At 69.1% G+C, this 22,624-nt stretch carries 19 protein-coding genes; 8 read left to right on the top strand and 11 right to left on the bottom strand.

Features of this window, described 5'->3' with window-relative positions; genetic code table 11:
• Positions 1 to 55: 55 nt before the first annotated feature.
• A complete protein-coding gene (locus tag BIV24_RS05680; RefSeq protein ID WP_071365036.1) occupies positions 56 to 682 on the bottom strand; it encodes a TetR/AcrR family transcriptional regulator in 627 nt (208 codons plus the stop codon).
• Between the two features lie 267 nt (positions 683 to 949).
• Here BIV24_RS05680 and BIV24_RS05675 point away from each other — a divergent pair, with 267 nt between their 5' ends.
• The 4 genes from BIV24_RS05675 to BIV24_RS05660 all read left to right on the top strand — a co-directional run bounded on the left by BIV24_RS05675 (position 950) and on the right by BIV24_RS05660 (position 5,305).
• A complete protein-coding gene (locus BIV24_RS05675) occupies positions 950 to 1,921 on the top strand; it encodes a tetratricopeptide repeat protein (RefSeq protein WP_071365035.1) in 972 nt (323 codons plus the stop codon).
• A gap of 624 nt (positions 1,922 to 2,545) precedes the next feature.
• Positions 2,546 to 3,178, top strand: coding sequence for a DUF6230 family protein (locus BIV24_RS05670; protein WP_071365034.1), 633 nt, complete (start codon positions 2,546 to 2,548; stop codon positions 3,176 to 3,178).
• A gap of 116 nt (positions 3,179 to 3,294) precedes the next feature.
• Complete coding sequence (locus tag BIV24_RS05665) at positions 3,295 to 3,933, top strand: DUF6114 domain-containing protein (RefSeq protein ID WP_071365033.1); 639 nt, start codon at positions 3,295 to 3,297, stop codon at positions 3,931 to 3,933.
• On the top strand, positions 3,923 to 5,305 hold the full coding sequence (locus BIV24_RS05660; protein WP_071365032.1) for a hypothetical protein: 1,383 nt from the start codon (positions 3,923 to 3,925) through the stop codon (positions 5,303 to 5,305). The genes BIV24_RS05665 and BIV24_RS05660 overlap by 11 nt, the downstream gene beginning before the upstream one ends.
• 82 nt (positions 5,306 to 5,387) lie before the next feature.
• Here the strand turns inward: BIV24_RS05660 and pyk are convergent, their stop codons facing one another.
• The 3 genes from pyk to pta all read right to left on the bottom strand — a co-directional run bounded on the left by pyk (position 5,388) and on the right by pta (position 10,251).
• Positions 5,388 to 6,818, bottom strand: a complete 1,431-nt coding sequence (pyk, locus tag BIV24_RS05655) for a pyruvate kinase (RefSeq protein ID WP_071365031.1) — start codon at positions 6,816 to 6,818, stop codon at positions 5,388 to 5,390.
• Between the two features lie 74 nt (positions 6,819 to 6,892).
• Positions 6,893 to 8,107, bottom strand: a complete 1,215-nt coding sequence (locus BIV24_RS05650) for an acetate kinase (RefSeq protein ID WP_071365030.1) — start codon at positions 8,105 to 8,107, stop codon at positions 6,893 to 6,895.
• Positions 8,104 to 10,251, bottom strand: coding sequence for a phosphate acetyltransferase (pta, locus tag BIV24_RS05645; RefSeq protein ID WP_071365029.1), 2,148 nt, complete (start codon positions 10,249 to 10,251; stop codon positions 8,104 to 8,106). Before pta ends, BIV24_RS05650 begins: the two co-directional genes overlap by 4 nt.
• Before the next feature lie 265 nt (positions 10,252 to 10,516).
• On the opposite strand from pta, the gene BIV24_RS05640 reads away from it, so the two are divergent.
• Positions 10,517 to 11,542, top strand: coding sequence for an ATP-dependent 6-phosphofructokinase (locus tag BIV24_RS05640; RefSeq protein WP_071365028.1), 1,026 nt, complete (start codon positions 10,517 to 10,519; stop codon positions 11,540 to 11,542).
• Between the two features lie 81 nt (positions 11,543 to 11,623).
• Here BIV24_RS05640 and BIV24_RS05635 read toward each other — a convergent pair whose 3' ends face one another.
• Positions 11,624 to 12,973 (bottom strand): NsdA family TPR-like regulatory protein, encoded by a 1,350-nt coding sequence (locus tag BIV24_RS05635; protein ID WP_071365041.1) that lies wholly within the window; start codon positions 12,971 to 12,973, stop codon positions 11,624 to 11,626.
• A gap of 197 nt (positions 12,974 to 13,170) precedes the next feature.
• Between BIV24_RS05635 and BIV24_RS05630 the strand changes: the two genes are divergently transcribed.
• Both BIV24_RS05630 and BIV24_RS05625 read left to right on the top strand, forming a co-directional pair.
• On the top strand, positions 13,171 to 13,803 hold the full coding sequence (locus BIV24_RS05630; protein WP_071365027.1) for a hypothetical protein: 633 nt from the start codon (positions 13,171 to 13,173) through the stop codon (positions 13,801 to 13,803).
• Positions 13,803 to 14,000: a hypothetical protein gene (locus BIV24_RS05625; protein ID WP_071365026.1), complete on the top strand. Its 198-nt coding sequence runs from the start codon at positions 13,803 to 13,805 to the stop codon at positions 13,998 to 14,000. Before BIV24_RS05630 ends, BIV24_RS05625 begins: the two co-directional genes overlap by 1 nt.
• Positions 14,001 to 14,436: 436 nt before the next feature.
• On the opposite strand, the gene BIV24_RS05620 is transcribed toward BIV24_RS05625, so the two are convergent.
• From BIV24_RS05620 to BIV24_RS05600, 5 genes are all read right to left on the bottom strand, one after another.
• Positions 14,437 to 15,276 carry a carbohydrate ABC transporter permease gene (locus tag BIV24_RS05620; RefSeq protein WP_071365025.1) on the bottom strand — a complete coding sequence of 280 codons (840 nt, stop codon included), beginning with the start codon at positions 15,274 to 15,276 and terminating at the stop codon, positions 14,437 to 14,439.
• Between the two features lies 1 nt (position 15,277).
• Positions 15,278 to 16,186, bottom strand: a complete 909-nt coding sequence (locus BIV24_RS05615; RefSeq protein WP_071365040.1) for a carbohydrate ABC transporter permease — start codon at positions 16,184 to 16,186, stop codon at positions 15,278 to 15,280.
• A gap of 29 nt (positions 16,187 to 16,215) precedes the next feature.
• Positions 16,216 to 17,610 carry an extracellular solute-binding protein gene (locus tag BIV24_RS05610; RefSeq protein WP_071365024.1) on the bottom strand — a complete coding sequence of 465 codons (1,395 nt, stop codon included), beginning with the start codon at positions 17,608 to 17,610 and terminating at the stop codon, positions 16,216 to 16,218.
• A 141-nt stretch (positions 17,611 to 17,751) separates the two neighbouring features.
• Positions 17,752 to 18,432 carry a response regulator gene (locus BIV24_RS05605; RefSeq protein ID WP_071365023.1) on the bottom strand — a complete coding sequence of 227 codons (681 nt, stop codon included), beginning with the start codon at positions 18,430 to 18,432 and terminating at the stop codon, positions 17,752 to 17,754.
• Positions 18,429 to 20,090, bottom strand: a complete 1,662-nt coding sequence (locus tag BIV24_RS05600) for an ATP-binding protein (RefSeq protein WP_071365022.1) — start codon at positions 20,088 to 20,090, stop codon at positions 18,429 to 18,431. Before BIV24_RS05600 ends, BIV24_RS05605 begins: the two co-directional genes overlap by 4 nt.
• 283 nt (positions 20,091 to 20,373) lie before the next feature.
• Here BIV24_RS05600 and BIV24_RS05595 point away from each other — a divergent pair, with 283 nt between their 5' ends.
• The gene (locus BIV24_RS05595) at positions 20,374 to 21,735 is read left to right on the top strand and encodes a cation:dicarboxylate symporter family transporter (RefSeq protein WP_107459223.1); all 1,362 of its coding nucleotides are present in this window, start codon (positions 20,374 to 20,376) and stop codon (positions 21,733 to 21,735) included.
• A 135-nt stretch (positions 21,736 to 21,870) separates the two neighbouring features.
• Here BIV24_RS05595 and BIV24_RS05590 read toward each other — a convergent pair whose 3' ends face one another.
• Positions 21,871 to 22,488, bottom strand: coding sequence for a TetR/AcrR family transcriptional regulator (locus BIV24_RS05590; protein ID WP_071365020.1), 618 nt, complete (start codon positions 22,486 to 22,488; stop codon positions 21,871 to 21,873).
• Between the last annotated feature and the right edge of the window lie 136 nt (positions 22,489 to 22,624).

The following is a 22,624-nucleotide window of genomic DNA, read 5'->3' as shown; positions in this document are numbered from 1 at the left end:
GGAGCCGGCGGGCGTCTAGTGCCGCGGCAGGGACGAGCGGGCGGGTGCGGCGCGGTCACGAGGTGTGCGCCGCGCCCGCCAGCCCCAGCAGCAGCACCCTTGTCAGGTCGCGTACCCATTCCTCGTCCGCCGGGCGTGCGCTGACCAGGGTGCGGTGCACCACAGCTCCCGCCACCACGTCGAAGATCAGGTCCGCCTCGTGGGAGGCAGCGTCGGGGTCCGGTTCCGGGGGGAGTTCGCCGCGGGCGGCCGCGCGGGCCCGGCCCTCCAGCACCAGGCGCTTCTGACGGTCCACGATCGAGGTGCGGATGCGTTCGCGCAGGGCGTCGTCCCGGGTCGACTCCGCGACCACCGCCATCAGCCCGCTCTGCGCCTCCGGGCGGTCCAGGATCGCCGCGAACTGCAGCACCACGCCCTCGATGTCGGCGGCGAGACTGCCCCGGTCGGGCAGCTCCAGCTCGTCGAAGAGCTCGGCCACCGCGTCCACCACGAGTTCGTTCTTGCCCGACCAGCGGCGGTAGAGCGTCGTCTTCGCGACCCCGGCCCGTGTCGCCACGTCCGACAGCGTGAGTTTCGACCAGCCCAGCTCGACCAGCGCCTCCCGCGTCGCCTCCAGGATCGCGGCGTCCGCGGCAGCGCTGCGCGGTCGCCCCGTTCGGGCGGCGGGAGTGCTGCTCTGCATGGCGGTGACCTTATCCGTCGGTGTGGCCGGGTGAATCTGTGCGTGGTGTGAAGTGGTGAGGGAGATCACCAGCGGACGGGCCGCGGCGACCCCTGTCGACAGTTACGCTACGACTCGTAGCGAAAGCGTGGGCGTCAATCCGACAGTGACGCACGCGTGAGCGACAGCCACGGGCGTCGGGTGGGGACCCGGCGCGGATCAGGACCGGTCGGGCACGGCCGGCACAGCGCTTTTCACAGCGGCGCAAGGAAGGGGGAGGATGTACTCATGCAGCCACGGAACATGTCCATGAGCGGAGTCGTCGACCTCGCCGCAGTGAAGGCCGCCCAGGAGGCCAAGGCGAAGGCGGAGCAGGCGCGCGCCGAAGCGGCCCGGCAGGGCGGGGGAGGGGCGGTCTCCCCGACCGATCTCGTCATCGACGTCGACGAGGCGGGGTTCGAGCGGGATGTCCTGCAGCGCTCCACCGAGGTGCCCGTCGTCATCGACTTCTGGGCCGAGTGGTGCCAGCCCTGCAAGCAGCTGAGCCCGGTCCTGGAGCGGCTGGCCGCCGAGTACAGCGGCCGCTTCGTGCTAGCCAAGATCGACGTCGACGCCAACCAGATGTTGATGCAGCAGTTCGGCGTCCAGGGAATCCCGGCGGTCTTCGCCGTGGTCGCCGGGCAGGCGCTGCCCCTCTTCCAGGGCGTCACCCCCGAGGAGCAGATCCGCGCGACCCTCGACCAGCTCATCGAGGTCGCCGAGCAGCGCTTCGGGCTGACCGGCCTGACCGTCGACCCCGACGCGGAGCCCGGCGCCCAGGCGGCCCCCGAGGCTGCCGCGGGCCCCTACGACGCGGTGCTGGAGGCCGCTGTACAGGCCCTGGACGCGGGCGACTTGGGCGGTGCGATCCAGGCGTACAAGAACGTGCTGAGCGACGATCCGGGCAACACGGAGGCCGAACTTGGCCTCGCCCAGGCCGAGTTGCTGCAGCGCGTGCGCGACCTGGACCCGCAGCAGGTGCGCAAGGACGCCGCGGACAAGCCCGGTGACGTACAGGCGCAGATCCTTGCCGCGGACCTGGATCTGGTGGGCGGTCATGTGGAGGACGCGTTCGGCAGGCTCATCGAGACCGTGCAGCGTACGGCGGGTGACGACCGGAATGCCGCACGGCTGAGACTGCTGGAACTCTTCGAGGTGGTCGGGGCCGAGGACCCGCGCGTGGCCGTGGCACGTCGGGCGCTTGCACGGGCCCTGTTCTGACCAGTCGTTAAACGCCTTCGGGCTTGGTAGGCCCGGGTAATAGATTCGCCGACAAAGGCACACAGCGGCCGCGCTTTACCAAATCTTGGTAAGCGCGGCCGCTGTTACTTGGAGTAAGTCCGAGCTGCTGGTCTGTCGGGTTCTGTCCGCACTTCAGTCGTTTCGTCATCTTCCTTTGTGCCACGAAGAGTTGCCGGGCGATACCTATGGGGCGTTGTTTGGTTATCTGGCCGTTACTAGCGAGTAACGACACCCCTTGCGGGGTCGGCGAGAATGCACCACGATCGGCGACGCTCGGTCCATCGCCGTACCCGACCTCCAGCCGGGGCAACGGGGTTTCGTGGGTCCCCACCGAGCAGGAGCCGGCGGCAGTGGCGCCGGGTCCTGGACAGGGGGGTCTCCGCTGCGGCGGAGCCTGTCCGGCAGGTTGTGCGTGATGTGTGTCAGGCGCGACCAGTGGTTGTCGCTCGGGGGTGATCGCCGGTGATTTCGGGCGCGGTTCGCGCCTTCGAGCGCGGGCGCTCTCCTTCCCGAGGACGTAGCACTTCTCCCATCCCTGCCCGGCTGAGCCGTCGACCGGTAGCGAGCCGGTGACAGGAGATGTACGTCCGAGAAGGAGGAAATATGGAGTCCCAGGTGCGTGGCGGGACCAGATGGAAGCGGTTCGCTGTGGTCATGGTGCCCAGCGTTGCCGCGACGGCAGCGATAGGTGTCGCCCTCGCGCAGGGCGCTCTGGCCGCGTCGTTCAGTGTGTCGGGCCAGTCGTTCAAGGTGACGGCGGACCGGCTCGACGGCACGGGCTTTTCGCAGTACGGGGCCATCGACTCGGGGTACACCCTCGACGGCCAGAAGACGGCGCACCCGGTTGCGGTGTCGGGCTTCAAGTCCGCGAGCATCCAGAACATGTGCCAGTCCGTGGTCACCCCGGACATCCCGCTGATCGGATCGGTCAGCCTGACGCTGAAGGCGGGCGGCAACGGCACGCCGGTCCAGGCCGACAACCTCTACATCGATGTCGCCAACCTCGACGCCGACGCGACGTTCAGGGGCCTCGACATCGGTGTGGCCGTCAAGGACGCCTCCAAGGGTCCGGGCATGGCCAAGGGTGAGCAGGCCAACCCGTTCGGGTTCGCCCAGCAGGCCGACTCGGTGACGCTGAAGAACGTGAAGCAGACGGCGTGGGCGACCACCGCCGGCACCTTCAAGCTCAGCGGTCTGAAGATGTCGCTGTCCACGGGTGTCAAGGAGTGCTACTAGGCACTCCCGGGGCGGGCGAGCAGCCCTGTGGCCGGTTCGCCCGCCCCACCCCACCTCTTTTCTTTCAGCACCACCAGTACGTCTCACAGCAACACCGTTCCAGGGAGCTGTTTTCCATGAGCGCCGAGTCGCCTGGGCAGAACGAGCACTACCTCCGAGTCCTCCGGCAGAACTTCCGTGACTGGAGGGGGACCCGTCCGTTCTGGGCCGGACTCTTCGTCCTGCTGGGCGGCTTCCCGATCATGTACTTCCCGTATGCGAACCTGCAGATCGGGCATCTCACGCTGGCCATGGCCACCACCGCGGGGGCCGGGTCTCTCATCATCGGCGTGCTGCTCATCGTGCTGGGCATCAGCCTCTGGTTCCAGCGGCATGTACGGACCTTCGCGGGCGTCGCGGCGATCCTCCTGGCGCTGGTGTCCATCCCGGTCTCCAACTTCGGCGGTTTCCTGGTCGGATTCCTGTTCGCCCTGATCGGCGGTGCGATGGCGGTGGCCTGGGTGCCGGGCGAGCCCGAGGCCGCGCCGACGGAGCCGACCGGCAGCGGGCAGGGCGTTGCCCCCCAGGGCGGCATTCCCCAGGGTGCTGTTCCTCAAGGCGACGTCCCTCAGGGCGTTGTTCCTCAAGGCGACGTCCCTCAGGGCGATGCCCCCCAGAGCGCACCCGAGGAGCCTGCGGACGGGGTGAGCGGGCCGAACGATCTGTCAGAAACGAGCCCGGCCAACGGGGCGAACGGGAGGCGCAGTGCCGGCTGACGAGGTGGACCACGGGACTGATGCGAAGGAGTCCCGTGCGAGAACCGGGCCGCGCCACGCGGCTCCCAGAAAGCCGCTGTTCACCAGGTTCCACATGCCGGCCGGCAAGGCGATGGCGCTGGCGGCGATGCCGACAGCCGTCTTCATGGGCCTGGGACTCAACTCCACGCTCGCCCGCGCCGAGGACCAGCCGGCGGCCAAGAGTCTGACCGCCGACGAGTACCAGAAGTGCGTGGAGGCCCTGACCGGTTCGAAGGACTCCGCGGACCCGTCGGCCACGCCGTCGCCGTCCGCCTCGGCGGACGCGACGCAGTCCGCGGGCGCCGAGCAGCCGGCACCGTCGGCTACCGCGGATACGACACCGGACAAGACGTCGGACAAGACGTCGGACAACACATCGGACGAGATATCCGGCGGTGCCTCTTCGGCGGACCCGGGTTCGGGCGGCAAGGCCGAGCCCATACCGTCCGCGTCGGCGTCCTCGTCCCTGGCGAGGTCCCCGAACACCTTGACGGCCGGGCCCACGCCGTCGCCGTCCGCCTCGGCGAGCGGTGGCAACCTGCTCGACGACCTCGGCAACACGCTGAAGGACGCCCTCACGCCCGGCGAGGGATCGCCGGCGAGCGCCGAGGCCACACCGTCTCCCTCGGCCTCCGCCTCCGCGACCGAGGACAGCGCCGGCTCCGCCTCCAAGACCGTCGCGGACACGACCGAGAAGGTCACCGACACGGTCACGGACACCGTGAGGAGCACGGCGGACGCGGGGGACACGGCAGCGGAGGCGGCCCCCGAGCCCACCCCGGCGGCGAGCGACACTGCGCAGCCGTCGGCGCCCGCGACGACGAGCCCGTCCGAGAGTGCGAGTCCGTCCGCGAGTGAGACCCCGTCGCCGGAGGACTGCCCCGCGGCCACGGACGCACAGGGCGGTGTCGAGGGCATCGTGGCGCTGCCCGACGACCCCTGGCACCTCGAGGCCAGCTCGCTGCTGCTCAAGGGCGCCGACTACAAGGGCGTCGTCCAGGTCCGCACGGCCAACGGCACCGTCAAGAAGGCCCTGAAGTACGTGGTCTCCGGCGGGACCGACATCGGCGACCTGCACCAGATCGTCGACGGCCCGAACGGCGTGACGTACCACGTCCAGGCCGCCAAGGGCTCGACGTCGACCATCCGGGACGGCGACACCGTGATGTACACGGAGAGCATCTCCGGCAATCTGTTCGGGCTGATCCCGGTCACGTTCACCCCGGACAACCCGCCGCCGTTGAACATCCCGCTGATCTACTTCACAAAAGTGAAGATCGTTCAGGCCGGCCAGTTCGGCGGGACGCTGCATCTGCCGGGCATGCACCAGTACACCACCGGCGCGAACTGAGCAGCCGCCGCAGCCCCGTTCGGGAGCCGCACACCGTCGAGGGCGCCCCCTGCCCGCAGGGAGCGCCCTCGTTGTCGGTGCGTCAGCTGTGGTTCTCGCCGACCAGGTGGTGGACGCGGACCATGTTGGTGGTGCCGGGGACGCCGGGCGGGGAACCGGCCGTGATGACCACGATGTCGCCCACGTTGAACCGCTTGAGCTTCACCAGTTCCTGGTCGACCTGATTGACCATCTCGTCGGTGCTGTTCACGAACGGCACGTGGTGGGGCTCCACGCCCCAACTCAGCGTCAGCTGGTTGCGGGTGGACTCGTCCGTGGTGAACGCCAGGACCGGCTGGGCCGCACGGTAGCGGGAGAGCCGGCGGGCGGTGTCACCGGACTTGGTGAAGGCCACCAGGCCCTTGCCGCCGAGGAAGTCCGCGATCTCGCAGGCGGCACGGGCCACCGAACCGCCCTGCGTGCGCGGCTTCTTGCCCGGTACGAGCGGCTGAAGGCCCTTGGAGAGCAGCTCCCCCTCGGCCGCGACGACGATCTTCGACATCGTCTTGACCGTCTCGACCGGGTACGCGCCCACGGAGGACTCGGCCGACAGCATGACCGCGTCCGCACCGTCCAGGATCGCGTTGGCCACGTCGGACGCCTCGGCGCGCGTAGGACGGGAGTTGGTGATCATCGACTCCATCATCTGGGTCGCCACGATCACCGGCTTGGCGTTGCGGCGGCACAGCTCGATGAGCCGCTTCTGCACCAGCGGGACCTTTTCCAGGGGGTACTCGACCGCCAGGTCGCCGCGGGCGACCATCACACCGTCGAACGCCATCACGACGTCCCGCATGTTCGCCACCGCCTGCGGCTTCTCCACCTTGGCGATGACCGGGACGCGGCGGCCCTCCTCGTCCATGACGCGGTGGACGTCCTTGACGTCGTCGGCGTCCCGCACGAAGGAGAGCGCGACCATGTCGCAGCCCATGCGCAGTGCGAACCGCAGGTCCTCGATGTCCTTCTCGGACAGCGCCGGGACGTTCACCGCCGCGCCGGGCAGGTTGATGCCCTTGTGGTCGGAGATGATGCCGCCCTCGATGACGATCGTCCTGACCCGGGGGCCCTCGACGTCCAGCACCTTCAGCTCGACGTTGCCGTCGTTGATCAGGACCTGGTCGCCCTTGGTGACATCGCCCGGCAGGCCCTTGTACGTCGTCCCGCAGATCGACTTGTCGCCCGGCACGTCCTCGGTGGTGATGGTGAACTCGTCACCGCGCACCAGCTCCACCGGGCCCTCGGCGAAGGTCTCCAGGCGGATCTTCGGGCCCTGCAGGTCGGCGAGGACGCCGACGGCCCTGCCGGTCTCGGCGGACGCGGCCCGGACGCGGACATACCGTGCCTCGTGCTCTTCGTGCGTACCGTGGCTGAAGTTGAAGCGGGCCACGTTCATGCCGGCTTCCATCAGCGCGACGAGCATTTCGTGGGAGTCGACCGCGGGGCCGAGCGTGCAGACGATTTTCGAACGGCGCATGGGGGCGATCCTATCGGTTTGTTTCGCTACGGAATATTCCGTCTGGCGGACAATACAAATGGGCGGACAGGCGCTCAGGCGTTACCGCTCTTTCTGGTCAGTGCATAGGTCTGTGCGGCGATCTCCAGTTCCTCGTCGGTGGGCACCACGGCGATGGCCACCCGCGCGGACACGGGCGAGATCAGCCGTGGTTCGTCGCTGGTCACGGCGTTCAGATCACCGTCCAGCGCCAGGCCCAGCTCCTCCAGGCCCGCGATGGCGGCCTCCCGTACCGGGGGCACGTTCTCGCCCACCCCGGCGGTGAAGGCGATCGCGTCCACCCGTCCGAGTACCGCGTAGTAGGCGCCTATGTATTTCCTCAGCCGATGGATGTAGATGTCGAAGGCGAGCCGCGCCTCCTCGTCGCCCTCGTCGATCCTGCGCCGTATCTCCCGCATGTCGTTGTCACCGCACAGACCGAACAGACCGCTCGTCTTGTTGAGAAGAGTGTCGATCTCGTCCATGGACATTCCGCCGACACGCTGCAAATGGAAGATGACGGCAGGGTCCAGGTCGCCGGAGCGCGTCCCCATCACGAGCCCTTCCAGGGGGGTGAGCCCCATGGAGGTGTCCACGCACCGGCCGCCCCTGATCGCGGAGGCGGACGCCCCGTTGCCCAGGTGCAGCACGATGACGTTGACGTCCTCCGGCTCCTTGCCCAGCAGCTTCGCGGTCGCCCGGGACACATAGGCGTGCGAGGTCCCGTGGAACCCGTACCGCCTCACCCGGTAGCGGTCCGCGATCCTCGCGTCGATCGCGTAGCGCGCCGAGGACTCCGGCATGGTCGTGTGGAACGCCGTGTCGAAGACGGCGACCTGCGGCAGGTCCGGGCGCATCGCCATGGCCGTGCGGATGCCGGTGAGATTGGCCGGGTTGTGCAGCGGCGCGACGGGGATCAGCCGCTCGATCTCAGTGATCACGGCGTCGTCGATGACGGTGGGCTCGGTGAAGAACATGCCGCCGTGCACCACGCGGTGCCCGATGGCGACCAGCTCGGGCGAGTCGAGCCCGAGCCTGTCCTGGTCCAGCTCCTCCGCGACGGCCTTGAGGGCGGCGTCATGGTCGGCGATCGGCCCGTTCTGCTCGCGGGTGTCGCCCACGGGGAGCACCGTGTGGCTGATCCGGGACGTCTGCTCGCCGATGCGCTCGACGATGCCCACGGCCAGCCGGCTGCTGTCACGCATGTCCAGCAGCTGGTACTTCAGTGACGACGAGCCGGAATTGAGAACGAGGACGCGGGACGCGCTCACTGGTCGCCTGCCTTCTCGAGGGGGGTCTGGGCCTGGATCGCCGTGATGGCGACCGTGTTGACGATGTCCTGGACGAGGGCGCCCCGGGACAGGTCGTTCACGGGCTTGCGCAGGCCCTGCAGGACCGGGCCGACGGCGATGGCGCCGGCCGAGCGCTGCACGGCCTTGTAGGTGTTGTTGCCGGTGTTGAGGTCCGGGAAGATCAGCACGGACGCCTGTCCCGCGACCTGGGAGCCCGGCAGCTTGGTCGCCGCGACGGTGGGCTCGACGGCGGCGTCGTACTGGATCGGACCCTCGATCTTCAGGTCGCTGCGGCGCAGCCGCACCAGCTCGGTGGCCTCGCGGACCTTGTCGACGTCGGCGCCCGAGCCGGAGGTGCCGGTGGAGTACGACAGCATCGCGATCCGCGGCTCCACACCGAACTGCTCGGCGGTGGCCGCCGACTGGATGGCGATGTCGGCCAGCTGCTCGGCGTCCGGGTCGGGGTTCACGGCGCAGTCGCCGTAGACGAGCACCTTGTCGGCCAGGCACATGAAGAAGACCGAGCTGACGATCTTCGCATCGGGCTTGGCCCGCCCGTCTCCCGCCACCGCCCCATCCGACGGGCTTCGCGCGGCCCCCTTGGTCTTGATGATCTCGAAGGCGGGCCGGATGGTGGCGGCCGTCGAGTGCACGGACCCGGAGACCATGCCGTCGGCGAGGCCCTCCTGGACCATCAGGGTGCCGAAGTAGTTCACATCGGTGACGACGTCGTACGCCAGCTCGACCGTGACGCCCTTGTGGGCGCGCAGCCGGGCGTACTTCTCGGCGAAGGTGTCGCGCAGCGCGGAGGCGGCCGGGTCGATCAGCTGCGCGTCGCCGATGTCGATGCCGAGGTCGGCGGCCTTCTTGCGGATCTGGTCGACGGGCCCGAGCAGCGTGAGGTCGCAGACGCCCCGGCGCAGCAGCACCTCGGCCGCGTGCAGCACGCGCTCCTCGGTGCCCTCCGGGAGCACGACCCGGCGCCGGTCGGCACGGGCCCGCTCCAGCAGCTTGTGCTCGAACATCATCGGGGTGACCCGGTCGCTGCTCGGAGCGGACACCCGCTCGAGGAGGCCGGCGGTGTCGACGTACCGCTCGAAGAGCCCGAGCGCCCGCTCCGCCTTGCGCGGGGTGGCCGCGTTCAGCTTTCCCTCCAGGGAGAAGAGCCGGGCGGCGGTGGGGAAACTGTTGCCGGGCACCGAGAGCACCGGGGTGCCGGGGGCGAGCCGGGCGGCGAGGGTGAGGATCTCGTCGCTGGGCACCTCGTTCAGGGTGAGCAGCACACCGGCGATCGGCGGGGTACCGGCGCTGTGCGCGGCGAGCGAGCCGACGACCAGGTCGGCGCGGTCGCCCGGGGTGACCACCAGGGAGCCCGGGGTCAGCGCGCTGAGGAGGTTCGGCAGCATCGCGCCGCCGAAGACGAAGTCGAGGACGTCCCGTGCCAGCCCCGAGTCGTCACCGAGCAGGACCCGGGCGCCCAGCGCGTGGGTGATCTGGGCGACCGTCGGCGCCGAGAGGGCGGGCTCGTCCGGGAGGACGTGGCAGGGCACGGGGAGCCGGGAGCCGAGGCGCTCGGCGATCTTGTCCCGGTCCTCGCCGGCGACCCGGTTGACGATCATGGCGAGGACGTCGCAGCCCAGGCCCGCATACGCGCGATAGGCGTTGCGCGTCTCGGCGCGCACCGACTCGGCGCTCTGGCCGCGCCCGCCCACCACGGGTATCACGGACGCCCCGAACTCGTTGGCGAGCCGGGCGTTGAGGGCCAGTTCGTCCGGGAGCTGGGTGTCGGCGAAGTCGGTGCCGAGGACCAGGACGACGTCGTAGTCGCGGGCCACGGCGTGGAACCGGTCGACGAGTGTCGACACCAGCTCGTCCGTGCCCTGCTCCGCCTGGAGCGCGGACGCTTCCTCGTACCCCATGCCGTTGACGGTCGCCGGGTCCTGGGAGAGCCGGTAGCGGGCGCGCAGCAACTCGAAGAGACGGTCCGGCCCGTCGTCGTGGACGAGGGGCCGGAAGACACCGACCCGGTCGACCTGCCGGGTCAGGAGCTCCATGAACCCCAGCTCGACGACCTGGCGGCCGTCGCCGCGGTCGGTCCCGGTCACGTACACGCTGCGCGTCACGCGTGATCTCCGTTCCGTCTCCCGGGGGCGGCCGACAGGGCCCGGGCGACCCCGGGTCGCTCTACGCGAATCTGGATGCTTTTGTGGGGTTATTGGTCCCGCTAAAAATTCCTCCGTGAGGGTGAGCGGAACCCTCTTGACAATACTCTTGACGGTGGATAGGGCGCCCGCCAGGGAGGGGGCACCGAGGCAACGCGACGGTCAAGAGGCGTGAAACAATCGGATTGGCTCACCGATATCGACAGCGAGCAGGAGAAACAGCACGATGCGCATCGGAGTACTCACCGCAGGCGGCGACTGCCCGGGCCTGAACGCAGTGATCCGGTCAATCGTGCACCGCGCGGTCGCGCAGTACGGCGACGAGGTGATCGGCTTCGAGGACGGCTACCGGGGTCTGCTCGACAGTCATTTCCGAAGCCTCGACCTCGACGCGGTGGGCGGCATCCTGGCCCGCGGCGGCACCATTCTCGGCTCCTCCCGTCTGGAGCGCGACCGCCTCCGCGAAGCCTGCGAGAACGCCTCGGACATGATCCGCGACTTCGGCATCGACGCGCTGATCCCGATCGGCGGCGAGGGCACGCTCACGGCGGCGCGGATGCTGTCGGACGCGGGTCTGCCCGTGGTCGGTGTCCCCAAGACGATCGACAACGACATCTCGTCCACCGACCGCACCTTCGGCTTCGACACGGCGGTGACCGTGGCCACCGAGGCCATGGACCGCCTGAAGACGACCGCGGAATCCCATCAGCGTGTGATGGTCGTCGAGGTCATGGGCCGGCACGCCGGCTGGATCGCCCTGGAGTCGGGCATGGCGGCCGGCGCCCACGGCATCTGCCTGCCCGAGCGCCCCTTCGATCCCGCCGATCTCGTCAAGATGGTCGAGGAGCGCTTCGCCCGCGGCAAGAAGTTCGCGGTCGTCTGTGTCGCCGAGGGAGCGCACCCCGCCGAGGGCACGATGGACTACGGCAAGGGCGAGATCGACCAGTACGGCCACGAGCGCTTCCAGGGCATCGGCACGGCACTGGCCTACGAGTTGGAGAAGCGGCTCGGCAAAGAGGCCAAGCCGGTCATCCTCGGCCACGTCCAGCGCGGCGGCACACCGACCGCGTACGACCGGGTGCTTGCGACCCGCTTCGGCTGGCACGCGGTCGAGGCGGCGCACCGCGGCGAGTTCGGCATGATGACCGCGCTGCGGGGCACGGACGTGGTGATGGTGCCGCTGGCGGAGGCGGTGACCGAGCTGAAGACGGTGCCGAAGGGCCGGATGGACGAGACGGAGTCGGTCTTCTAGACCCAACGCCGTTGGGCCGGGCCGGATCTCGTGTCCGGCCGCCTCCGGGGTTTGGCGTCAGCTTCCCCGGAGGCGCTCGGGTCATGCCTTGGCCGCTGCCACTTCCCGTACCCGGCTGGAGAGTTCCCTCACCGCGCGGGCTTTGGAGTACGGGGCGAGGTCCGTGCGCAGGGTGGCGAAGTGGTCATCACCTCGGACGGATGAGACGGATTCGTACTCGTCGAGGAACCGACTCCATGACTGGCACGCGGCGTCCAGGTGCCCATACCGGAGCTGCCGCTGTGCGAGGACCGCGTAGGCGTGTACGCGGCCTTGCCGCTCCTGAGCCGGCTGAAACCGGATGGACTGCTTCAATGCCTCAATACTGCCGGAGAGATCGCCCTCTTCCATCAGCACGTGAGAGACATGGAACAGATAGGCAGTCTGGTCGTAGCCACCGATCGCGTCACGCCGGTTGTCGGCTTTGCCCAGCGCCGTCTCAGCTTCCCGTAGACGGATATGGGCCTGGCGCCGGTCGCCGACCATGGATGCCCCGTGGGCCTGCTGTCCACGGAGGAAAGCAACCAGACGAGGGCCGGCGGAAGGCGCTGCCTCGGCCGCAGAGTCCGCCAACTCGAGCGCCATCCGCCCGTGCCCGAGGTTCGACGCTTGGAGCGACATGCCCCGCAGAGTGCGGCAGTAGGTGACGTGATCGCTGGCCTCAGCGGCGAGTTTGAGAGCCTTGCCGTAGTAGGTCTGTCCCAGGCCGTGAACCTTCTCGTACATGGCCATCCAGCCCGTCAGGTACGTGAGATCCGACGCGGCGGCGAGCATGTCCCGCTTGACCGGCTCGGAGGCATGCGCCCGCAACCATGGCCCAACGGTGTTGACGAGGAACGCGGCGGCCATGGGGCGGGCGTGACCTGCGCCGAACTCGTCGAGGATGTCCGCAATCCGATCGGTCATGGACCGCACGGAGGCGACTTGAGAGGCGCCGATCCGCGTCGTCGCCTTGCTCGGCGTGACCGGACTTTCGGCGGCTTGCGCGTTCTGCTGGAAGAGGGGCACGGAGAGCGCCGCTGAGAAGACAGTCGCCGCCAGAACACCACGACGGGATGGATCCATGTCCGCCCTTCCTAGGTCGATCAGCTCCTCAACAGTGTCGACTGCTTGAGAGCCGTCACCGGATACGGCGGGTTGGAGGCCAGCCTCCTCATGGGTCACTGGTCGGCCTAAGCGAGCGGACAGGGCCTCCAGGATCAAGGGCCTGACGTCGGGCTTTGGTGGCGTACCGGCGATCCAATGCGCGACGGCTGTGCGGTCGTACGTGAGGTGCAGCCCGGCTTGCGGGCCGAGTCGATTGACCTGCTGTGCCAGTTGCGTCCGCGTCCATCGTGCCTGCTCAAGCAGCGTGTTCAAGGCAGGGTTGGGCGTGCGGTTCCTCGCGGCCATGTACTCAACTCCCGACAGCTCCATGGCGTTCACGGCGTTCACGGTCCCACCTGTCTTTCACGGTACCCCCGGACCGTAGTCAGGCGGTTACCTCTAGCGAGTAGTTCGAATCAACTCGGCCCAGGGAGCGAGACGTGAGCGCGCCGCATGACAGCGGCCCGCGGCCCGACGCGCCCTGTGGAAGTGGAGGACGTCGAGTGAACGGGACGGAAGAGCGGCGCGCATTGGACGGCGTCGACCTGGTGATGCGGCGGGAGCGGGACCTCGCGGTCGCTCACTGGCTCCTGTCCGCCGCCGGGGACAGGGAGCGGGCCCGCGCGGAGTGGCGAGAGTACGGGGTGGCACTTCTGGCTACCGGCGGGATCTTCGTGGCGATCCGGATTCCGGGGGACCTCATACGGGTGGCCGCGGAGACGGACGAGGACCAGGCCGTGGACGACTTCCTCCGCTGCGCCCTGGAGGGCGGCCCGGTGTTCCGGGACCGGATCTCCGATGTGTACTACGCCCTGGTCCCCGGGAGCACCGCATGGCGGTGGAACGCGCGGGCCTGGCCCGGCGTGGAACGTCTTGGCAAGGACTGCTACCTGGGCGTCCCCGCGCCCGAACGCGAGTGCTGGCGAGGGCGCGCGTACTGGTGCGTCCCTATGGACTCCCCCGGGGAGCTCTGCGATCCGCGTTTGGTGTGGGCGATGGTGCAGCTCGGGCAGGAGCGGCACCGCATGGCCGATGCGGAGGGCCAGGTAGCCGGGACCAGCGAACAACCAGGCCGAACGAAACGCCAGTCGGCGGTAGGCCCAGACGGCTACCGACTCTCCGTCGAGGACTCCTGATGTCGAACGCGATGAGCGAACCCGTTCACCTCGGTGTGCCGCTGGAGTGGCCGCAGCCCGCACCGGGCTGCCGAGTGTGCGCAGCGCTGGACAAGCAACGCACGCGGGCCGCAGGTGCCGGGGACCAGTCGAAGGTCTCGGACTGCAATGTGGAGATCCGCATGCACAAGGACGCCCACCCGCGGCGGCGGTCGTGAGTCGCGCCACTCGACAGGATCACCGCCCGAGGGAACGGAAAGGAGGGCGTACGAGTCCTCCCAATCATTTCCCGGACTCGAAGCGTGCCCTTCGGCCACGATATGTACATGTCCGGATACAGCAGACTTGAACACGTCGGTCGGCACACCAGGCAGTGCCATCCACTGGCGAATGAGCACCCATGCAGTCACCGGCACGACGACTGCCGCTGCCGCTCCGGCCAGGCGGAGCGCCCTTGGCCGTTGAGGAATCATCCACAATCCCTTGCGGTGTTGGCCTGATGTGTTCACCGGTGTTCATCTTCATCCGGCCGTACCAAGGCGAACACATACCGCTCCTCGGGGCAGCCGCTGGTGGCGCGCTCACTGTCAGAGAGATCCGCCGGGCCCAGCGTGAAATATACGACGGAGAGAGCTTCGGGGGCCGCCCCACGCCTCACCCCTTGACGGCCCCGCCCAGCGCGAACCCCCCGCCCAGCCGTCGCGCGACGAGCACGTACAACAGGATCACCGGCGTCGAGTAGATGACCGAGAACGCGGCCAGCTGCCCGTACGCCACCATCCCCCGGTTCCCGAAGAACTCGTTGATGCTGACCGACGCCGGCATCTGATCGGGCGTCAGCAGCAGCATGAAGGGGACGAAGAAGTTCCCCCACATCATCACGAACGAGAAGACCGTCACCACCGCGACCCCCGGAGCCATCAGCGGCAGCACGATCCGTACCAGCGACTGCAGCGAGGACGCCCCGTCCGTCCACGCCGCCTCCTCCAGCTCCCTCGGTACACCGTCCATGAAGTTCTTCATCAGCCAGATGGCGAAGGGCAGTTGGGAAGCCGCGAAGAAGAAGATCGTCCCCTGCATGGTGTCGATCAGGTTCACCCGGACGAACAGCGCGTACACCGGCACCATGATCGCGGTGATCGGCAGACTCGACGCGAACAGGATGGTCAGCAGGAACGGCCGGTTCAGGCGGGAGGTGAAGCGCGACAGCGGGTAGGCGGCCAGCGCCGCGCACACCACCGTCAGGAGGGTTCCCCCGCCGCACAGGATCAGGCTGTTGAGCAGCGGTGTGAACGTGATGTCCGGCTTCAGCACGGCGCTGAAGTTGCCGAACGTGATCCCGTCCGGTGTCTTCACCTGCAGACCCGCATGCGGATCCACCGAGGACAGGATCACCCAGGCCAGCGGCAGGACGAACGCGGCCGCCACCACGAGGAGCCCGGCATCGGCCGCCAGCCGGCGGCTCCTGCGGCGGGACGTGAGCGTGGACGCCACCTCACACCTCCGTGCGCAGCAGGCGCATGTACACGAGTGCGAACAGTGAACCGACGAGCAGAAGCAGCAGCGCCACGGCCGTCCCGTATCCGATCATGCTGTTCTGGAAGGCCTGCTCGTACATGAACAGCGGCAGCGTCTGACTCCTGTTCCCCGGGCCGCCTCGGGTCATCACCCAGATCAGCCCGAAGACCGAGAGCGTCTGCAGCGTGTTCAGCATCAGGTTCGTGCCGATCGAGCGGCGGATCATCGGCAGTGTGATGTGCCACAGGCGGCGCGCGCCTGATGCTCCGTCCACCTCGGCCGCCTCCGTGATCTCCTTCGGGATGTCGTTCAGGGCCGCCGAGTAGACCAGCATCGAGAACGCCGTCCCCCGCCACACGTTCGCGAACGAGACCGCCAGGATCGGAAGCGTGAACAGCCAGTTCTGCCGGGGGAGATGGAGCCAGTCCAGGATCGCGTTCAGGGTGCCCTCCCGGCGGAAGAAGGCGTAGAGCAGGAAGCCCGCCACCACCTCGGGCAGCACCCACGACGTGATCACGATCCCGCCCGTCAGGGTGCGGACCGGCTTCGAGGCCCGCTGCATGAGCGCGGCCAGGGCCAGGCCCAGCGTGTTCTGGCCCACCAGTGAGGACAGGACCGTGAACACCAGGGTCAGCCAGACCGCGTTGCGGAACGCCTCGTCCTTGAACGCCGTACGGAAGTTCGCGAAGCCGACGAAGGAGGAGTGGGCCTGGCCGGTCAACTGCAGGTCAGTGAAGGCGATGTAGGCGCAGTACGCGATGGGGCCGGCCAGGAACAGCAGCAGCAGGACGAGCGCCGGGGCGACCGGGAGCGCACGGGTCAACGAGCGGCGCGGGCCACCCCGGTGCGCCGAGGCGGCCCGCACGCCGACCGGGCGGCCCGGCACCCGCTGCCGGGTCGCCCCCGTACCGGCGCTCACTTTGTGGTCACTTGATTGCCGGTGGCCGTCTTGAGGGCCTCGTCGTAGCCGCTCGCCGCCTTCTCCACCGACGCGTCACCCGTCGTCACGCCCTCCATCGCCTCCTGGATGGCCGTGGAGACCTTGGGGTACGCGGGGTACGCCGGCCGGTAGTGCGTACTGCTCACCAGGTCCGTGAAGAACTTGATGCCGGGCTGCGCGCTCGCGTACGACGGGTCCTGGGACACGTCCTTGCGTACCGCGATACCGGAGTTGGCGATGTACCACTTGCGGGCGTTCGCTGTCGTCTGCATCGTCTTGATGAAGGTGAAGGCCAGGTCGGGGTTGCCCGCCTTCGCGGGGATCGACCATGTCCAGCCGCCGGAGATGCTCACCTTGCCGGGTGCCTGCCCGTGCTGGGTGGGCATGGCGGCAAGGCCCAACTCCTTGGACCAGTCGGGCCATTCATGGCCGCTGCCCGGCAGCCAGTCCTGCGGCAGCCAGGATCCGTCGAGAGCGATGCCGAGTTTGCCCTTGGGGAGCAGTTCGCCGCGGACGATCGTCTGGATGTTGGGGTCGAGGGCCTGGGAGACGTCCGGGCCCAGTTTCTCCTGGTAGACGGTGCGGACGAACCCGAGCGCGTCCTTGAACCCCTGGCTTTTGGCGATCCACTTCTTGGTCGTCTTGTCGTACAGGGGGTCGGAGGTGCCGTCGTTCGTGCCGTAGAGGAGCATCTCGAAACCCTGCATGGCGGCGGCCTCGCCGACAGGTTTGCCCGTGTAGATGTTCAGGGGGGTGACGCCGGGGACCTTCTGCTTGATCGTGCGGGCCGCGGTCAGGACGTCGTCCCAGGTCTTCGGCTGCCAGTCGGCGGGCAGCCCGGCCTTCTTGAAGATGCCCTTGTCGAACCAGAGGCCGCGGGTGTCGGTGCCGTCGGGGACGCCGTACGTCTTCCCGTCCTCGGCCCGTGCCGCCGCCTTCGCGGTGTCGATGAACTGGCCCCAGTCCTTCCACTTGGCAAGGTAGGGGTCCAGCGGTCTGAGGTAGCCGCTGGTGATGTCCGAGTTGATGAGGAAGGTGTCCTCGTAGACCAGGTCGGGGGCGGTCTTCGGGGAGCGGAGCATCTGTTGGAGCTTGGTGTAGTACTCGGAGTCCGGGGCCTTGATGGGGACCAGCTGGACCTTCTTGCCGGGGTTCTCCTTCTCGAACTGCTTCTTGATCCCGGCGAGGTAGTCGTCCATGACGTGGATCGAGTTGTCCGTGGACTGTTTGAAGGAGATTTTCACCGTGCTCGCGTCGCTGCCGGAACTGGAACTGCAGGCACTGAGGGCGGCTGCGGCGAGGGCGAGGGCGACGAATCCGGTGAGCGGGACGGTTGAGCGGGAGCGGGCGGCGGTGGGGCGCACGGGCACGACCTCCTACGGGCTCACGTCGTTGTGGCCGAGATGGCTGCTCGGTGAACGTAAGAGGAGTGGTCCAGTCAGGTCAATGCGTGTGCGGCGGCTTGTGGCAGCACGGCGGTGGTGCCGGCAGGGGCGGCCGTGCCGCCGGTATCAGCGGCTCCTGATCCACCGGTACACCAGCTCAGGCCGCCCCACCTGCCCGTACAGCGGGCTCCGCCCGGCCCTGCCCGTCTCGACCAGGTGCTCCAGGTAGCGCCGGGCCGTGATCCGGGATATGCCCACACTCCCGCCGACCCCCGCGGCAGTGAGCCCCTCCTCGGCGCCCCGCAGCGCCTCCCTCACCCGCGCCAGCGTCGGCGCGCTCAGCCCCTTCGGTAGGGCCGAGGGACCCGGTGCCCGCAGGGTGGCGAGCGCCCGGTCCACCTCGTCCTGACCGCTCGCCTCGCCCGCCGTCCCGCGGAACTCCGCGTACCGCACCAGCCGGTCCCGGAGCGTAGGGAACGTGAACGGCTTCAGCACGTACTGCACGACGCCCAGCGAGACTCCCTCCCGCACCACCGCCAGATCCCGCGCGGACGTCACCGCGATCACGTCCGCGTGATATCCCGCCGCCCGCAGGGTCCGCGCCAGCTGCAGACCGTGCACATCGGGCAGATGCAGGTCCAGCAGCAGCAGGTCCACCGGCATCCGGTCCAGCATGCGCCGCGCCTCCGCGCCCGTGTGCGCCTTGCCGACCGTCCTGAAGCCCGGGACCCGGCCGACGTACAGCAGATGGGCGTCGGCGGCGACCGGGTCGTCCTCCACGACGAGTACGCGGATGGGCTCGGTCATGCGTCACCTCCGTGCGGGGCAGCCCCGACCACCGGCGACATCGGCTCGGGGGCCGCCCCCACCGTAGGCAACGGCAGCCGCGCCTCGAACTCCGCCCCGCCTCCGGCCGCCTCCGCCACCGTGAGAGCACCCTCGTGGCGTCGTACGGTCTGGCGGACCAGGGCGAGGCCCAGGCCGCGGCCGCCGGAGCCGGTCGCCGGCTTCGTCGACCAGCCGCGTTCGAACACCGCCTCGGCGTGGGCGGGGTCCACCCCGGCCCCCGTGTCCGACACCCGCAGGACCAGTTCGGTCCCCGCCGAGTACGCCGTCACCGTCACCCGGGCCCCCACCGAGCCCTGCGCCGCGTCCATCGCGTTGTCGATCAGATTGCCGAGGATCGTGACCAGGTCACGGGCGGGGAGGGACGGCGGCAGCAGGCCGTCGTCGATCCGGCTGTCCGGCGACACCACCAGCTCCACGCCCCGCTCGTTCGCCTGGGCCGCCTTGCCGAGCAGCAGGGCCGCGAGGACCGGTTCGTCGACGGCCGCGACCACCTGGTCCGTGAGGGCCTGCGCCAGCTCAAGCTCGGCGGTGGCGAACTCGACCGCCTCGTCCGCACGGTCCAGCTCGATGAGCGAGACGACCGTGTGGAGGCGGTTCGCCGCCTCGTGGGCCTGGGAGCGCAGCGCCTGTGTGAAGTCCCGCTCCGAGTTCAGCTCGCCCATCAGGGACTGCAGTCTGGTCACGTCGCGCAGGGTGACCACGGTGCCCCGCTGTTCGCCGCCGGAGACCGGGGAGGTGGTGACCACCAGGACGCGCGTCGCCGTCAGATGGAGCTCGTCCACCCGCGGTACGGAGGACAGCAGGGCGCTCGTCAGCGGCGCCGGCAGGCCAAGGTCCGCCACCGAGCGGCCCACCACCTCGCCGGTCACCTCCAGCAGCTCCCGGCCGCCGTCGTTGATCAGGGCCACCCGGAACTGGCCGTCCAGCATCAGCAGGCCCTCGTGCACGGCGTGCAGCGCGGCCTGGTGGTAGTCGTGCATACGGCTCAGCTCGGTCGCGTTCATGCCGTGCGTGGAGCGGCGCAGCCGGGCGTTGATCACATAGGTGCCGATACCGCCCAGGACCAGGGCGCCGCTCGCGACGCCGACCAGGGTCGTCAGCTGCTCCCGGATCTGGGCCGACACCGTCTCGACCTTGATCCCCGCGCTCACCAGGCCGACGATCCGGCCGCCGTCCCGGATGGGCGCGACCGCCCGGACGGACGGGCCCAGCGTCCCGGTGTACGTCTCGGTGAAGGGCTCACCCTTCAACGCGCGGGAGGTGTGGCCGAGGAAGCGCTCGCCGATCAGCGAGGGATTGGGGTGGGTCCAGCGGATGCCCTTCGGATTCATGATCGTGACGAAGTCCACGCCCGTGTTCTGCTGCACCCGCATCGCGTACGGCTGGAGCGTCCTCGTCGGGTCGGAGGTGCGGATCGCCGCCTGTACCGAAGGGGAGTCGGCGAGTGAGCGGGCCACTGCCATCGCCTGGCGGCCGGCCGCGTTCCGGGCCTGGTTGTGATCGTCGACGAAGGTGAAGAGCGAGTACCCGGCGACGAGCACCGCGATCAGTACGGCCTGCATCGCGAACAGCTGGCCGGCCAGGCTGCGGGGTCTTGACGGGTGGGGCACACGCATGGGTTCAAGTCTGCCTCGCCGTTCCGGTTGCCCAGATAAGCGTGAACTAAATGAACGGAAGGGTGACCGTCTTCACAGGACAGGAGATAGTCGCGGCATCCCCCCAGGAGCGCTCCGCTTCCCGGCCGCCTGCCGAGAACGCGCCTTCTGGTCTGCCGGGAGCACGTCTTCCGGTCTGCCGGGAGCATGCCTCCCGGTCCCCCGGGAGCTCGTCTCCCGGTTTCCCCGGGCGTGAGCCGCACGCCGGATGATCCGACAACGTCGTCGAGGAGGGCAGTCAGCCGTGTCCAGCACACCCCGAACGGCACCTGCCGCGCCCGCAGCCAAGCGGGACCGCACCCACTATCTCTACATCGCGGTGATCGCCGCCGTGGTGCTCGGAATCGCCGTGGGGTTCGCCGCGCCGGACTTCGCCAAGGAGCTGAAGCCGCTCGGCACGGGCTTCGTGGCCCTGATCAAGATGATGATCTCGCCGATCATCTTCTGCACGATCGTGCTCGGTGTCGGCTCCGTGCGGAAGGCCGCCAAGGTCGGCAAGGTCGGCGGGCTCGCCCTCGGCTACTTCATCGCGATGTCCGGCGTCGCGCTCGCCATCGGCCTCGTGGTCGGCAACATCGTCCACCCCGGCAGCGGCATGCACCTGACCGAGGCGGTCAAGGGCGTCGGCCACACACAGGCCGAGGCCGCCGCCGAGGGTCCGGTCGACTTCGTGCTCGGGATCATCCCCACCACGTTCGTCTCGGCCTTCACCGAGGGCCAGGTGCTCCAGACGCTGCTCGTGGCGCTGCTCGCGGGCTTCGCGCTGCAGGCCATGGGCCGCAGCGGCGAGCCGGTTCTGCGCGGGGTCGAGCACATCCAGAAGCTGGTCTTCCGGATCCTTGCGATGATCATGTGGGCGGCCCCGATCGGTGCCTTCGGCGCCATGGCGGCAGTGATCGGCGAGACCGGTATGGACGCGCTCAAGGCGCTGGCCACGATCATGATCGGGTTCTACGTCACCTGCATCCTGTTCGTCGGGATCGTGCTCGGCACGCTGGTGCGCCTGGTGGCCAAGGTCAACCTCTGGCACCTGCTGAAGTACCTCGGCCGTGAGTTCCTGCTGATCCTGTCCACCTCCTCCTCCGAGTCCGCGCTGCCGCGGCTCATCGCGAAGATGGAGCACCTGGGCGTCAGCCGTCCGGTCGTCGGCATCACCGTGCCGACCGGCTACTCCTTCAACCTCGACGGCACGATGATCTACCTGACCATGGCCTCGCTGTTCATCGCGGACGCGCTGGACCAGCCGATGAGCATCGGCCAGCAGATCGGTCTGCTGCTCTTCATGATGATCGCCTCGAAGGGCGCCGCCGGTGTCTCCGGTTCCGGCATCGCCGTCCTGGCCAGCGGTCTGCAGTCGCACAAGCCCGCCCTCGTCGACGGCGTCGGCCTGATCATCGGCATCGACCGCTTCATGAGCGAGGCCCGTGCCCTGACGAACTTCGCGGGCAACGCGGTCGCCACCCTCCTGATCGGCACCTGGACCGGCGAGGTCGACAAGGAGCGCGTGCAGCGGGTGCTCGCCGGTGAGCTGCCGTTCGACGAGAAGACCCTGCTCGACGCCTCCGAGGACGACCACGCCCCCGCGCCCGAGCCGGCCAGGGCCTGAGCCTCTCCCATACCCCCGGGCGGCCGGGATGTTCCCCCGTCTCCGAGCCGCCCGGGCCACACCCCCGATGGACACCGAGCGTGTCCGGCCCTGAAAGACCCCTCCGACAGCGGAATCCGCTGCCGGAGGGGTCTTTCAGTCGCTCAGCTTCGCCACGAGTTCGGTGGCCTGTGAGACGGGCACGCCCGCCGTGGTCAGCAGGGCGACCGCGGCGGAGCGGCCCGCTTCCCGCGCTCCCAGCAGGCCCTCGTTCACCGCATCCATCAGCGCGAACAGCATCTGCTCGTGCACATACGCAAGCGCCCGCGGCGGCAGCGGCGAGGTGAACACGCCCTGCTCCAGGCCGCGGGCCAGGTTCTCCGCGCACGCCTCGCGGACCGGCGCCAGGCGGTCGCGGATGCCCTGCACCGTGACGCTGCGCTGCGCCAGGGCGACCAGGATCCGGTAGCGGTCGGCGACCTCCCACACCGCCAGCGTCGCGCGGGCGACCGCCTCCGCCGGGTCCGCGACGCCCTCCCGTCCCGCCGTGTGCGCCGCCGCGACCGCCTCCACCGCGCCGTCGACGAGCGTGCTGATCAGCGCCTCACGGCTGGGGAAGTGCCCGTAGACCGTGCGCCGTACGACACTTGCGGCCCGTGCGATCTGGTCCATGGACGCGTCCGGATCGCGCAGCAGTTCGGCGAGCGCGACCTCCAGGATGCGACGGCGGTTGGCATCGGCCCGGCTGGCGTTACCCGTGGTCATGGCTGCCATTCTGCACGGCCCTCCGGAGCTTCCGTACGCCTCCCCGGGGCCTGGACCTCCTTGATTTGCACAGTACTGTGCAACGCCGTACATTGCACATCGTTGTGCAATTGCACGGTGCTGTGCAATTCAGGACGGTGGACAG

The organism is Streptomyces colonosanans, from assembly GCF_001866645.1.
GTDB classification, from domain to species: Bacteria; Actinomycetota; Actinomycetes; order Streptomycetales; family Streptomycetaceae; genus Streptomyces; species Streptomyces colonosanans.
Note: the sequence above shows the minus strand (reverse complement) of the source record. Positions and strands in the feature narration are given on the sequence as shown.

Bases quoted from the DNA above. Each gene is read 5' to 3' on its own strand.
- BIV24_RS05680 (WP_071365036.1), bottom strand. From the start codon at position 682: ATGCAGAGCAGCACTCCCGCCGCCCGAACGGGGCGACCGCGCAGCGCT.
- BIV24_RS05675 (WP_071365035.1), top strand. From the start codon at position 950: ATGCAGCCACGGAACATGTCCATGAGCGGAGTCGTCGACCTCGCCGCA.
- BIV24_RS05670 (WP_071365034.1), top strand. From the start codon at position 2,546: ATGGAGTCCCAGGTGCGTGGCGGGACCAGATGGAAGCGGTTCGCTGTG.
- BIV24_RS05665 (WP_071365033.1), top strand. From the start codon at position 3,295: ATGAGCGCCGAGTCGCCTGGGCAGAACGAGCACTACCTCCGAGTCCTC.
- pyk (WP_071365031.1), bottom strand. From the start codon at position 6,818: ATGCGCCGTTCGAAAATCGTCTGCACGCTCGGCCCCGCGGTCGACTCC.
- BIV24_RS05640 (WP_071365028.1), top strand. From the start codon at position 10,517: ATGCGCATCGGAGTACTCACCGCAGGCGGCGACTGCCCGGGCCTGAAC.
- BIV24_RS05635 (WP_071365041.1), bottom strand. From the start codon at position 12,973: ATGGCCGCGAGGAACCGCACGCCCAACCCTGCCTTGAACACGCTGCTT.
- BIV24_RS05625 (WP_071365026.1), top strand. From the start codon at position 13,803: ATGTCGAACGCGATGAGCGAACCCGTTCACCTCGGTGTGCCGCTGGAG.
- BIV24_RS05605 (WP_071365023.1), bottom strand. From the start codon at position 18,432: ATGACCGAGCCCATCCGCGTACTCGTCGTGGAGGACGACCCGGTCGCC.
- BIV24_RS05600 (WP_071365022.1), bottom strand. From the start codon at position 20,090: ATGCGTGTGCCCCACCCGTCAAGACCCCGCAGCCTGGCCGGCCAGCTG.
- BIV24_RS05590 (WP_071365020.1), bottom strand. From the start codon at position 22,488: ATGGCAGCCATGACCACGGGTAACGCCAGCCGGGCCGATGCCAACCGC.